This window comes from Pseudomonas sp. LG1E9 (assembly GCF_003290225.1).
GTDB lineage: Bacteria > Pseudomonadota > Gammaproteobacteria > Pseudomonadales > Pseudomonadaceae > Aquipseudomonas > Aquipseudomonas cyclaminis.
In genome coordinates, this window is the sequence record NZ_CP029983.1 from 3,862,528 (window position 1) to 3,874,920 (window position 12,393).

10 protein-coding genes are annotated in these 12,393 nt (G+C 61.7%); 5 read left to right on the top strand and 5 right to left on the bottom strand.

Features of this window, described 5'->3' with window-relative positions; all coding sequences use genetic code 11:
• The first annotated feature begins 45 nt into the window (after window positions 1-45).
• Together DNK50_RS17675 and DNK50_RS17680 are read left to right on the top strand one after the other, a co-directional pair.
• Window positions 46-1,152, top strand: coding sequence for an efflux RND transporter periplasmic adaptor subunit (locus DNK50_RS17675; RefSeq protein WP_099583157.1), 1,107 nt, complete (start codon window positions 46-48; stop codon window positions 1,150-1,152).
• A 2-nt stretch (window positions 1,153-1,154) separates the two neighbouring features.
• Entirely contained in the window at window positions 1,155-4,238 is a 3,084-nt protein-coding gene (locus DNK50_RS17680) for an efflux RND transporter permease subunit (RefSeq protein WP_112195460.1), read from the top strand.
• Between the two features lie 192 nt (window positions 4,239-4,430).
• Here DNK50_RS17680 and DNK50_RS17685 read toward each other — a convergent pair whose 3' ends face one another.
• The 5 genes from DNK50_RS17685 to DNK50_RS17705 form a co-directional block, all read right to left on the bottom strand.
• The gene (locus tag DNK50_RS17685; RefSeq protein ID WP_112195462.1) at window positions 4,431-5,660 is read right to left on the bottom strand and encodes a M20/M25/M40 family metallo-hydrolase; all 1,230 of its coding nucleotides are present in this window, start codon (window positions 5,658-5,660) and stop codon (window positions 4,431-4,433) included.
• 47 nt (window positions 5,661-5,707) lie between these two features.
• Complete coding sequence (locus tag DNK50_RS17690; RefSeq protein WP_112195464.1) at window positions 5,708-6,766, bottom strand: diguanylate cyclase; 1,059 nt, start codon at window positions 6,764-6,766, stop codon at window positions 5,708-5,710.
• 106 nt (window positions 6,767-6,872) lie between these two features.
• Window positions 6,873-7,505, bottom strand: a complete 633-nt coding sequence (locus DNK50_RS17695) for a LysE family translocator (RefSeq protein WP_099583162.1) — start codon at window positions 7,503-7,505, stop codon at window positions 6,873-6,875.
• Between the two features lie 70 nt (window positions 7,506-7,575).
• Entirely contained in the window at window positions 7,576-8,445 is an 870-nt protein-coding gene (locus DNK50_RS17700) for a sugar phosphate isomerase/epimerase (protein ID WP_099583163.1), read from the bottom strand.
• 26 nt (window positions 8,446-8,471) lie between these two features.
• Window positions 8,472-8,636, bottom strand: coding sequence for a rubredoxin (locus DNK50_RS17705; RefSeq protein WP_016968943.1), 165 nt, complete (start codon window positions 8,634-8,636; stop codon window positions 8,472-8,474).
• A 158-nt stretch (window positions 8,637-8,794) separates the two neighbouring features.
• On the opposite strand from DNK50_RS17705, the gene DNK50_RS17710 reads away from it, so the two are divergent.
• The 3 genes from DNK50_RS17710 (at window position 8,795) to DNK50_RS17720 (ending at window position 12,375) form a co-directional block, all read left to right on the top strand.
• Complete coding sequence (locus tag DNK50_RS17710; RefSeq protein ID WP_112195466.1) at window positions 8,795-10,207, top strand: PLP-dependent aminotransferase family protein; 1,413 nt, start codon at window positions 8,795-8,797, stop codon at window positions 10,205-10,207.
• 344 nt (window positions 10,208-10,551) lie between these two features.
• Window positions 10,552-11,802 (top strand): ribonucleotide-diphosphate reductase subunit beta, encoded by a 1,251-nt coding sequence (locus DNK50_RS17715; RefSeq protein WP_112195468.1) that lies wholly within the window; start codon window positions 10,552-10,554, stop codon window positions 11,800-11,802.
• Between the two features lie 84 nt (window positions 11,803-11,886).
• On the top strand, window positions 11,887-12,375 hold the full coding sequence (locus tag DNK50_RS17720; RefSeq protein ID WP_099585267.1) for a DUF1289 domain-containing protein: 489 nt from the start codon (window positions 11,887-11,889) through the stop codon (window positions 12,373-12,375).
• Window positions 12,376-12,393: the final 18 nt, after the last annotated feature.

Consider the following 12,393-nt stretch of genomic DNA (forward strand, 5'->3'; position numbering starts at 1 on the left):
TTATGTCCATAATTTTTTGCCCGATGGTCATCCCTGGAGCCCGACATGAACCTTCTCCCGCTGCGCCTTCTCTCGCCCGTGGCTTTGCTGATGATCCTCAGCGGCTGCAACAGCCAGGCCGACCCCGCCGCCCAGGCGCCCCAACCACGACCGGTACTCGCCGCCAAGGTCGAAGCCGCCGGCACCCAACAAAGCGCCTACACCGGTGTGGTCGCGGCTCGTACAGAAAGCGACCTGGGCTTTCGCGTAGGTGGCAAGGTGATCGAGCGCAAGGTCGATCCCGGCCAGCATGTCTCCCGTGGCGACACCCTGTTGGTCCTGGATATCGGCGACTTCGAGCTGGCCCTGCGCTCGGCCAGAAACCGCGTCAATGCCGCCCAGGCGCAACTGCGCCAGCGCCGCGATGACGCCAACCGTTATCAGCGCCTGGCGAGTACCGGCGCCGTGTCGCGGCAGATCTTCGACCAGTCGGCGACCAACCTGCGCGTCGCCGAAGCAGAGTTGGCCTCGGCGCAATCCGACGCCAGCCAGATCGAAAACCGCCGCACTTACTCGGTGCTCAAGGCCGACGGCGACGGCATCATCACCGACGTACGGGTCGACCCCGGCCAAGTAGTCGCCGAAGGCCAGATCGTCGCGCGCCTGGCCCGTGATGGTGCCCGCGAAGCCATCGTCAACCTGCCGGAAAACCAGCGCGAACAGGCCTCGCAAAAAGCCCTGGCCTTCCCGTTCGGCGCGCCTGATCAAGCCGTAGCGGCCACCTTGCGCGAACTCTCCGCCAGCGCCGACCCCACCACCCGCACCTACCGCGCGCGTTATGTGTTGCACGGCGCCGTCGACCGCTTCGCCCTCGGTTCGACCATTACCGTGCGCCTGCAAGGTAATGGCCAGGCGCAACAGACCCGCGTCCCCATCGGCGCATTGCACGATGCAGGGCAAGGCACCGGGGTATGGGTGATCGGCGCGGATAACACAGTCACTTTCTCGCCGGTCAACGTCGCCAGCCTCGGCCAGGAAGATGCCCTGCTCAACAGCGGCGTGAGCCCCGGCACCGTCATCGTCGCCCTCGGCGCGCACCTGCTGCACAGCGGCGATGCGGTACGCCTGCTGCCCGCCCAGGCATTGGCCCTCAACCGCAAACAGGACCAATGAACATGCGCGGCATCAATCTCTCTGAACTGGCGGTCAAGCACCGCGCCGTCACGTTGTTCCTGATCATCGCGATCCTGGCCGCCGGGATTTTCTCGTTCGGCAAACTGGGGCGCGCCGAAGACCCGTCCTTCACCGTCAAGGTGATGACCATCACCGCCGCCTGGCCCGGCGCCACGGCCCAGGAAATGCAGGAACAAGTCGCCGACCGCCTGGAAAAACGCCTGCAGGAGCTGGACTACTACGACCGCGTCGAGACCATCGCCCAGCCGGGTTTTGTGTCGATGCGCATGACGTTCCTCGAATCCACCCGTCCCGGCGAGATCCAGGACCTGTTCTACCAGACCCGCAAAAAGCTCAGCGATGAAGCGTCGCGGCTGCCCAACGGGGTGATCGGGCCGTTCTTCAACGATGAATATTCCGATGTGTACTTTGCGCTGTACGCCCTGGAGGCCGAGCACCTGCCCCATCGCCAACAAGTGCAGATGGCTGAGGAACTGCGCCAGGGCTTTCTTAATCTGCCGGGGGTGAAGAAGGTCAACATTCTGGGCGAACAGGCACAACGCATTTTTGTCGAGTTTTCCTACGAGCGTCTGGCGACTCTGGGCATCAAGCCCGACCAGATCTTCGCCGCTCTCGCCGCGCAAAACGCCGTGGCGCCGTCGGGCTTTGTGGAAACCGCAGGGGCCCGCGCCTATATCCGTATCGACGGGGCTTTCGACAGCCTGGCGCTGATTGAAAACGTGCCGCTGGAAGTCAACGGCCGGTTGCTGCGCATTGCCGATGTCGCGACCGTCAGCCGCGGTTATGAAGACCCGCCGAGCTACCGCATCCGCCATCAGGGCGACCCGGCGCTGATGCTCGGCGTGATCATGGAAAAACACTGGAACGGCCTGGAGCTGGACAAGCGTCTCAAGGCCGAGGAGGCACGGATCCACGCAGACCTGCCATTGGGGGTGAACTTCGCCAAGGTCTCCGACCAGGCGAAAAACATCAGCCTGGCGGTGAATGAATTCATGCTGAAATTCTTCGTTGCCCTGGCGGTGGTGATGATCATCAGCCTGTTGGCCCTCGGCTTTCGCGTCGGCCTGGTGGTGGCAGCTGCGGTGCCGCTGACGCTGTCCGTGGTGTTCGTGATCATGCTGGTGACGGGGCGAGAGTTCGACCGCGTCACCCTTGGCGCGCTGATCATTTCCCTCGGCCTCCTGGTGGACGACGCGATCATCGCCATCGAGATGATGGTGGTCAAACTCGAAGAAGGCTTTGACCGCATTCACGCCGCCACTTACGCCTGGAGCTCGACCGCCGCGCCAATGCTGACCGGCACCCTGGTGACCATCATCGGCTTCCTGCCGGTGGGGTTTGCGCGCTCGGGCGCCGGGGAGTACGCCGGCAATATCTTCTGGATTGTCGGCTTCGCGCTGATTTCATCGTGGCTGGTGGCGGTGGTGTTCACCCCGTACCTGGGGGTCAAGCTGCTGCCGAACATCAAGCCGGTGCCCGGTGGCCACGACGCTATCTACGCCGGGCGCTACTACCAGAAACTGCGCGCCCTGGTGGAACTCTGCGTGCGCAGGCGCTGGCTGGTGACCGGGCTGGTGGTGGCGGCGTTTGTGCTGTGCGGGCTGGGCATGGGCGTCGTGAAGAAACAGTTCTTCCCCGACTCCGACCGGTCCGAATTGATTCTGGAGGTGTACATGCCGCCCGGCAGCGCCTTCAAAAGCACTGAGGCGGTGGCGGCGCAACTGGAGAAGGCGCTGCTGCAAGAACCGCAGACAAGCATGGTCGACACCTACGTGGGCGGCGGCGCGCCACGGTTTTTCCTGTCGTTGAACCCTGAGCTGCCCGACCCGGCTTTCGCCAAATTAATCGTGCAGACCCCGGACTCCCACGCCCGCGATGCCCTCAAACTGCGCATGCGCGAACGTATCGCGGCCGGCGAATTCCCGGCGGCGCGGGTGCGCGTCACGCAATTGCTGTTCGGTCCGCCGGTGCCCTTCCCGGTGGTATTTCGCGTGTCCGGCCCGAATCTGGACGTGCTGCGCGGGCTGTCCGAAGACGTACGCAACGTCGTCGCCGCCAACCCACTGACCAAAGATGCCTTCCTTGATTGGGGCGAGCGCACCAGCGGTTATCGCCTGGTGCTCGATCAAGACCGCCTGCGCCTGCTGGGTTTCACCCCCAATGAGGTCAAGTCCCAGCTCAACGCCCTGCTCAGCGGCAATCCGATCACCGAGGTGCGTGAAGGTAATCGCACCGTGTCCGTCGTGGCCCGCGCCCAGGGCAACCAACGCGAGAACCTCGGCAACCTCAACAACATGACCCTGACCAACAGCGCTGGCACCTCAGTGCCCCTGGCCCAGGTCGGGCATTTCCAGGCGGTGATGGAAGAGCCGATCCTCAAGCGCCGCAACCGCGCGACCACCGTGGAAGTGCGCGCCGACATTATCGACGGCGTGCAACCGCCCGACGTGGAAATGGCCGTGTACAAAGACCTGCAACCGCTGATCGCCAAACTGCCGGCGGACTACACGCTCGACATCGGCGGCCCGGTGGAAGAAAGCGCCAAGGCCAACGTCGCCCTGGCCGCGCTGTTCCCGATCATGATCCTGCTGACCCTCAGCGTGATCATGTTCCAGGTGCGCTCCTTCGGCGTGATGTTCATGGTCTTTGCCACCGCGCCCTTGGGCTTGATCGGCGCGGTGCCGACGCTGTTGCTGTTCAACCAGCCGTTTGGGTTCAACGCGATACTGGGGCTGATCGGCATCGGCGGCATTCTGATGCGCAACACACTGATCTTCACCGACCAGATTCGCCAGAACCAGGAACAGGGCATGGCGATACGCGAGGCCATCGTCGAAGCCACGGTGCGGCGGGCCAGGCCGGTGATCTTGACCGCGTTGGCAGCGGCGCTGGCGTTTATTCCGCTGACGTTGTCGGTGTTCTGGTCGTCCCTGGCCTATGTGCTGATCGGTGGAGTGCTGGTGGGCACGCTGTTGACGCTGTTGTTCTTGCCGGCGCTGTGCAGTCTGGTGCTGGGGCGCGAGAAGACAAAAGCCGTCGAAGCTTCCCACGTGGCCGCCGGATAAGCTCTACAGCTTCCCCCTGAAAACCTCTGCAAAGTCCTTCGCCTGATCACACAGGGCGAAGGATTGCAGATGGTTTTTTTCGTTAAGGCCCTGGTTGACGGGGCTGCCTCTTGATTCCCGTTATCAAGACTAATAGCGCCAATCTCTGTGGTGAGCAGGCTCACCACAAAGACCACACTGCGTACCGTCAATTCACCGCTTCGCCAACTCCATAATCATCCGACTCAACAGGTAAACCCGAGGCACCACGCTCTCCACCTCCGCATATTCCTCGGCCGTGTGAATATTCCCACCCACAATCCCGAAACCATCCAACGTCGGTGTCCCCACTCCGGCCGACAAACTCGCATCCGCCGCGCCGCCGCTGCCTTCGATGGTCAGCTTCTTGCCCAATTCCCCATAGATCCCTTGGGCAATCGCTACCAATTTGTCCGACTCCGCCGTCTGCGGCATTGGCGGCAGGCCGCGTTTGAGGGTGGTGGTCACGTCGGTTTCCGGGATCAGTTTGTTGGCTGAAACCCGCACCAGGTCTTTCTCGATCCGATCAAACTCTTCCGGCAAGGCTGCGCGGACATCCGCCTTGGCGGTGGCTTGGTCTGGAATCACGTTGGTGCGGTCACCGGCCTTGATCACCGTGAAGTTGATGGTGGTTTTCTTCTCTTCATCACCCAGCTTGCCCAGTTGCAGGATCTGGTGCGCGGCTTCCATGGCGGCGTTGCGGCCCAGTTCCGGGGCGACGCCGGCGTGGGCGGCTTTGCCTTTGACTTCGACCACGGCGGTGGCGCTGCCTTTGCGCCATACCACCAGGCCGTCGGCGGGGCGGCCGGGTTCTAGGTTGAGGGTGACGTCGTGGGCCTTGGCGGTGGTGCGGATCAGCTCGGAGGCGATGTCGGAGCCGGTTTCTTCGCTGGCGTCGAGCAGGAAGGTGATTTGCGCGTAGTCCTTGAAGCCTTGGTTTTTCAAGACTTTGAGTGCGTAGATGCCTGCGACGATGCCGCCCTTGTCATCCATCACGCCGGGGCCATAGGCGCGGCCGTCCTTGATGTGAAACGGGCGTTCTGCAGCCGAGCCTTCCTTGAACACGGTGTCCATGTGGGCCATCAACAGGATCTTGGCCTTGCCGGAGCCCTTGAGGGTGGCAATCACATGGTTGCTGTTGGCGGCGGCGTCCGGCACGCGTTCGATGCTGAAGCCCAACTGTTTCAACTCATCCACGGCGATGTCGCTGACCTGGGTCAGGCCCGGCCCGTAGCCGGAACCGGAGTCGATATTTACCAGGCGCTCCAGCAGTTTCAGGGCCTCGGCCTTGTACTGCTGGGCATCCGCCTGGATCTGCGGGTGGAGTTCGGCGCTGTAGGCCGGGAGTGCGAAGGACAAGGCCAGCGTGGCGGCCAGGAGCGTACGGGGGAAGGTGAAGAGCATAAACCGGTCCTTGTTTTTTGTTGGAGGGGCCGCCACACCCTACCCCACTAAACGGACCGTAACCAACTCCCGTGCACCGCGCTGACACGGTTGCGCCCGCTGCTCTTGGCTTCATACAGCGCCAGGTCGGCATCGTTGAGCCAACCGGTGGAATCGGCATGTTCGGGTCGATACGGCGCCAGGCCGATGCTCAAGCTGGCGCGTAACGTCGGGTCCTGGGCGTATGCCAGGGCATTGAAGCGGTCACGCAGTGCGTCCATGACTTCCGTGGCCCGGTTGAGCGGCATGCCCGGCAGGATCACGCAGAACTCGTCGCCGCCGTAGCGTCCGGCCAGGTCGGTGGCGCGCAGGTTCTGGCGCAGTATTTTACCGAGTTGGCGCAGGACGATATCGCCCGTAACGTGGCCGTAGGTGTCGTTGATGGTCTTGAAATGGTCGATGTCGATCAGCGCAATCGCAGCGCCCTGCTGCTCGCGGCGGCAGCGTTGGAATTCAATCTCCAGGTGATCTTTCCAGGCGCCATGGTTGAGCAGGCCGGTCAGGCTGTCGGTGCGGCTCAAGGCGAGTAATTCACGTTTGTGCCGGGCCAGGTTCAGGGCCTGGCGGTAGCAGATCCAGCCAAGCGCCAGGGGATACAGCATCAGGATCGGCAGGCATGCGTAGAGTTGGCCCTGGGTGGTGGTGGCGACAAAGGCCGGCGCGAAGATCAGCAGCGAGGCGCCGATGCCCAGCGCCTGCGCCAACCACCCCGCCAGCATCAGGCGGGGGCCGCCGAGGGCCACGTTGTTCATGGTCATCATCGACAATGTGGTGACGCTGGGCAGTGGATTGAAGTGCATGGCACCGACCCAGAAACCGCCGCAGAACGAATCGAACAACAGGTTGCCGCGCTCAGTGCGCAGCGTGTTGGCGGTTCGCAAGGAAAGTTGGAACGCCAGATGGGGCCAGACAAACGCGTTGATCAGCATCCACGCCCACACCCAGGGCGACGGTTGCAGCGGGTACATGCCAAAGACCACACACACCAGACCGAGCGTCAGCCCCAGGGTGCGGGATTTGTACAAACGAATAGCGAGCGGAAGTCCTTTTCCTCCGGCAGCTGGCATGGTCGAGGGTAATCCTGGATGAATGCCTGGAGTCTATCAGGGCGCCAGCAATTCGCCACTACCACTCATAAGCTCATCACCCGCGCAAATGCCCGATCCAAAGCGCTCAGTGGGAAAAACCCCGGGCCAGCATCAACGCTACGCCCAGCAGCAACACCGCCGTGACCCGCTGCAACAGCACGCGACGCTTGGGGTTTTCCAGGACGTGCTTGATGCGCTGGCCGAAGTAGCAATACAGGCAGCCGCTGGCAAATTGCAGCAACAGGAACGTCGCGCCGAGGATGGCGATATCCGCCGCCGAGCTGTGCTCCCCTGCCCCGGCAAACTGCGGGAACACGGCGCTGAACATGATGATGGTCTTGGGGTTGGAAAACCCGGTCAGCAGCCCTTTGCCGAACAGGCTGCGCGAGCCCTCCACGGCGCCGGCCTTGCCGATGGCCACGCCGCTGCTGGTCCACTGTTTGTAGGCCAGGTAGAGAATGTAGGCCACGCCGACAAACTGGATAGTCTGGGTGATCGCGAGGTTGCCCTTGATCAGCTCCGAGAAGCCCACGGCGAAGATCAGGATCGAAATCAGGTACGACACGCTGGCGCCGATCTGCGCCGGGATCGAGCTGCGCAAACCGTCCTTCAAGCCCAGGCTCAGCAGCAGCAGGGTCATGGGGCCGGGGCTGAAGGTCATGGTGGCGCAGAACAGCAGGAAATAGAGAAACGAAGACAGGGTTAACGCAGTGGTCATGGGCCAGGGCCTTCAATAAGTAGAAACGACAGCCGTGGGACGGGCACACCGGCGCCCGCCCCGGCATCCATCAAGCGACAGCGATCTCGGTGGCCAGGGATTCGCGGTACATCACCGCCAGCTCACCGAGGGCCGCTTTGGCCGTCTGGTTGCGGGTTTCGAAGGCCACCAGGCCTTTCCAGTTGGTTTCGACAATGGCCTGCATCACGTCGGCGTAGTCGCAGTTGCCGTCATGAATGCCGAAGTGCTGGTCCTGCACGCCATTGTTGTTGCTGAAGGAAATGCCCTTGATCAGGTGGTGATACTTGCGCACCACCTCGGCCGGCAGGCCGTCTTCGATATTGGCGTGGCCGGCGTCGAGGAAGAAGTACACGTTGCTGTGGGCCTGCAGACGCTCGAACACAAAGGCGTATTCCGCTTCATGGGTGAAGATGTAGTGGAAAGGCCGGTAGTTGACGTAGTTCGACAGGTTTTCCAGGTAGATGTCCACGCCCTTGGCCTCGGCGTAACGCGCCAGTTCCTGCACCGACTTGAGGTAGTGCTCCAGGGCGACTTTCTTGGCCATCAGCACCATTTTTGGTTCGACGATGCAGCCCCCGTGGATGATCAACGGCGCGCCCAGGCGGCTGGCAATGTCGACTTCCTTTTTCACATACGCCACGGCGGCCACGCGAAAGGCTTCGACGTCACTGCCCAGCGGCGCCTTGAAGTTGCCGTGGTAGACGGGCTTCACACCGGTGGCCGCGATCTGCGCCTGCAGGCTGGCGATGCGTTCGTCGGTCCAGTCATCGACCATTTCGCCGAACAGGCTGCCATCGATATACCAATGGGTGCAGCCGCCTTCGATGGCGGTGTCCAGGCCCTTCTCGGCGGCGAGGTATTTCTGGTGGGCCACACCGGTACAGAACGGTACGGCGGCGTTGATCAGGTTACTTTCCATGAAGCGATTCCTTTCGTGATGGAGGGTTACAGTTCAATGGCCATGAAATCGGCCTTGGTCACGCCGCAATCCGGGCATGTCCAGTCTTCCGGCACCTCTTCCCAAGGGGTGCCGGCCGGGATTCCGTCTTCAGGAATGCCCAATTCTTCTACGTACATAAATCCGCAGGGCGCACACATATAAGTCTTCATGAGAATGCGAAATCCATGGCTCGCTGGTAGGAAAGTTCGCCAATTCCAGGCGAGATGGCGCGCAGTCTAGGGGAGCGGCATTGCACAAGGCAGGTGAAGTAATGCCTAATCCGGCCTAACTTCACCGGTAAAATCACCAGTAAACACAAGGAAGGTTTATGTTCGTATCCGCCATCGCCTTTGTGGACGGCACGCCGAAGGTGCAACAGATCGTCGAGGCGTTCAGCCAGGCCATCGAGAACGGCGAATGGGCGCCTGGCAGCAAGTTGCCGTCGGTGCGCGAATTGACCCAGACCCTGGGCGTGAGCAAGTTCACCCTCAATGAAGCCCTGGACCGCCTGCGCGGGCGCCATCTGCTCACCTCCAGCCAGGGCCGTGGCTACTTTGTGGCGATGGACAGCGCACGCCCGGCCTCGGTGGCGTGGGTCGACCTGCTGCCCCAGGATCTGCTCAGCGTCTTGCGTCGGCCCCTGGTCACTGCCAGCGGCGAACTGCGCCCCGGCGGCGGCCACCTGCCGGAAGATTGGTTGGACGCCGACGCCATCCGCCAAGCCATGCGCAGCGTGGTGCGTGCGCCGTCGCTGCGCATCGCCGGGCTGGGCACGCCGGCCGGCTTGCTGCCGTTGCGCCAGGCCCTGCAACAGAAGCTGCACGGCGAAGGGTTGTCGGTGCCGGTGGAGCAGATCATCACCACCCCCAATACCGTGCAGGGCCTGGACATGCTGATGCGCCTGCTCGCCCGTCCCGGCGATACGGTGCTGCTTGACGCGCCGTGCTACTTCAACTTCCACGCCAACCTGGCGCTGCATGGCGTCAAGGTGGTGACCATCCAGCGCCGTCCCGATGGCTTCGATTTCGTCGCCCTCGAACAGCTATTGGCCGAACACCGCCCCAGCCTCTATCTCACCACCAGCGTGCTGCATAACCCCACCGGCCATTCCTTCAGTCCCAGCCAGGCGTTTCGGCTGCTGCAACTGACCCAGCAGTACCACTGCCATATCGTCGAGGATGACCTCTACGGTGACCTTCATCCCAACCCGCCACCGCGTCTGGCGGCCGTCGCCGGGCTGGATCAGGTCACCTACCTGTCGGGCTTTTCCAAGATTCTGAGCGCCAACACCCGCGTCAGCTTTGTGGTGGCCGCGCCGCAACTGGCGGCCAACCTGACCAATATGAAGTTGATGAGCGGCGGCGTGACCTCGGAGCTGTTCGAGCAGATCGTCTACCGCATGCTCAGTGAAGGCAGCTACGCCAAGCACCGCAAGCGCATGGTCCAGCGCTTGATGGAGGCCGGTGGGCGCGTCGAGCAATGGCTCAAGCGCTGCGGCTGTGAGTTGCCGATGGCGTATGACGGCGGGATGTTTATCTGGGCGCGCCTGCCACCGGGGGTCAATGGCGAGCTGTTGGCCCAGGAGGCATTGAAACGCAGCATGGTGCTGGCGCCGGGCGCGCTGTTCGGCTACGACCCGGCCCATCGTGATTCGATGCGTTTTAATGTGGCCCATACCGATGAGCCGCGGGTACAGCGGGTGTTTGAAGCGCTGTTGCTCAAGGCGGTGCGCGCGCCTTAGCGGCGATGGGCCAGGGATCGCACGTGGGACATCGGCGGCTCGCTCCTTGAACAGAATCTGTTAGAAGCGTCCAAGCTAAACGATCTTAAAAACCGCCAATAAATATCTTTTTAGAATTAGCTTAGGCGCGGGTCTCTGCGACAGTTGCGCTCTTCTTGTTCGTTGACCAACCGTGTGACACCCCATATAGTGTGCCCACAAACAAAACAGACCACTACATAGTGTGCAGTATCGGTATTTACCGACCACACTATGCGCACTATTTCAATGCCTGACAGCCTGCAAATCGCATATTTTTGGACGGGTTCTCATGCCGTCAAACCAGAACAGAAGGGAGTATTTCAATGCTGAGTTGGGATGAAGTCGACAACGAGGACACCGGTGCAGCGGTGATCAAGGGCGCCAACGCCGGCCATGCCAGCGAAGCCAACATGGACCGCCTCGACGGTGCCGGCGCTGCCGCCGCGCTGGAAGCACGCCACGTGACCGCCAACGACTCCGCCGCCATCGTGCGCGCCAAGGCCGCCCTGGACAAACTCGACGTCGCCGAAGGCCTCGCCGAACTCGAAGGCTCCGCCGCCCGCGTCGCCGTTGACGAAAAGCGCATGATCAACTGCCGCGCCGACCTCAACCAACTCGTACCCTTCAAGTACGACTGGGCTTGGCAGAAGTACCTCGACGGCTGCGCCAACCACTGGATGCCGCAAGAGGTCAACATGACCGCCGACATCGCCCTGTGGAAAAACCCCGAAGGCCTGACCGACGACGAGCGTCGCATCGTCATGCGCAACCTGGGCTTCTTCTCCACCGCCGACTCCCTGGTCGCCAACAACCTCGTGCTGGCCGTATACCGCCTGATCACCAACCCGGAGTGCCGCCAGTACATCCTGCGCCAGGCCTTCGAAGAAGCGATCCACACCCACGCCTACCAGTACTGCATCGAATCGCTGGCCATGGATGAAGGCGAGATCTTCAACATGTATCACGAGATCCCATCGGTCGCCAAAAAGGCAGCCTGGGGCCTGAAGTACACCCGCTCCATCTCCGATCCGAAGTTCGAAACCGGCACCGTCGAGACCGATAAAGAGCTGCTGCGCAACCTGGTCGCCTACTACTGCGTCCTGGAAGGCATCTTCTTCTACTGCGGCTTCACCCAGATCCTGTCCATGGGCCGTCGCAACAAAATGACCGGCGTGGCGGAACAGTTCCAGTACATCCTGCGTGACGAGTCGATGCACCTGAACTTCGGTATCGATGTAATCAACCAGATCAAAATCGAAAACCCACACTTGTGGGATGCCGAGATGAAGGAAGAAGCGACCCAGATGATCCTGCAAGGGACTCAGCTGGAGATCGAATACGCGCGCGACACCATGCCTCGCGGTGTGTTGGGCATGAACGCGGCGATGATGGAGGACTACCTCAAGTTCATCGCGAACCGTCGTCTGTCGCAGATTGGGTTGAAGGAAGAGTATCCGGGGACGACGAATCCGTTCCCTTGGATGAGCGAGATTATGGACTTGAAGAAAGAGAAGAATTTCTTTGAGACTCGCGTGATTGAGTACCAGACCGGCGGCGCGCTGAGCTGGGATTGATTCAACACTGACCAACAATGTGGGAGGGGGCAAGCCCCTCCCACATTGGTTATCGGTGCTCCATCGACTTACAAACACTCTCTTATGCCCAACCAAACCATCAAGACCCCTTGCGTCGGCCTCTGCTCCACCGTTTACGGCGATCTGGTCTGCCGCGGCTGCAAGCGTTATCACCATGAAGTCATCCAGTGGAATGGCTACAACGCCGAGGAAAAACAGGCGGTGTGGCTGCGCCTTGAGCAATTGCTGGTGCAGGTGATGGCCAGCAAGCTGGAGGTGTTTGATCCACTGCGTCTGCGCCAGCAGTTGGAAGACCGCAAGATCCGCTTTATGCCGCACCAATCCCCCTACTGCTGGGCCTACCAGTTGATCGCACGGGGTGCGCGGGTGATATCCAGGCTGGACGCGTATGGGCTGGCGTTATTGCCGGAGTTTCGTGAGCGCCACCTGGCGGATCTGCGCGATGCAATCGACCGCGAGTTTTTCCTGCTGTCCGAGGCGCATTACGAGCGGTATATCGCGCCGGGGTTTATCCGCGAGGCATTTGGTCCGCCGTTGATCGCTGCCTTTTAACCCTTCAATTGTGGTTAA

Bases quoted from the DNA above. Each gene is read 5' to 3' on its own strand.
- DNK50_RS17675 (WP_099583157.1), top strand. From the start codon at position 46: ATGAACCTTCTCCCGCTGCGCCTTCTCTCGCCCGTGGCTTTGCTGATG.
- DNK50_RS17680 (WP_112195460.1), top strand. From the start codon at position 1,155: ATGCGCGGCATCAATCTCTCTGAACTGGCGGTCAAGCACCGCGCCGTC.
- DNK50_RS17685 (WP_112195462.1), bottom strand. From the start codon at position 5,660: ATGCTCTTCACCTTCCCCCGTACGCTCCTGGCCGCCACGCTGGCCTTG.
- DNK50_RS17690 (WP_112195464.1), bottom strand. From the start codon at position 6,766: ATGCCAGCTGCCGGAGGAAAAGGACTTCCGCTCGCTATTCGTTTGTAC.
- DNK50_RS17695 (WP_099583162.1), bottom strand. From the start codon at position 7,505: ATGACCACTGCGTTAACCCTGTCTTCGTTTCTCTATTTCCTGCTGTTC.
- DNK50_RS17700 (WP_099583163.1), bottom strand. From the start codon at position 8,445: ATGGAAAGTAACCTGATCAACGCCGCCGTACCGTTCTGTACCGGTGTG.
- DNK50_RS17705 (WP_016968943.1), bottom strand. From the start codon at position 8,636: ATGAAGACTTATATGTGTGCGCCCTGCGGATTTATGTACGTAGAAGAA.
- DNK50_RS17710 (WP_112195466.1), top strand. From the start codon at position 8,795: ATGTTCGTATCCGCCATCGCCTTTGTGGACGGCACGCCGAAGGTGCAA.
- DNK50_RS17715 (WP_112195468.1), top strand. From the start codon at position 10,552: ATGCTGAGTTGGGATGAAGTCGACAACGAGGACACCGGTGCAGCGGTG.
- DNK50_RS17720 (WP_099585267.1), top strand. From the start codon at position 11,887: ATGCCCAACCAAACCATCAAGACCCCTTGCGTCGGCCTCTGCTCCACC.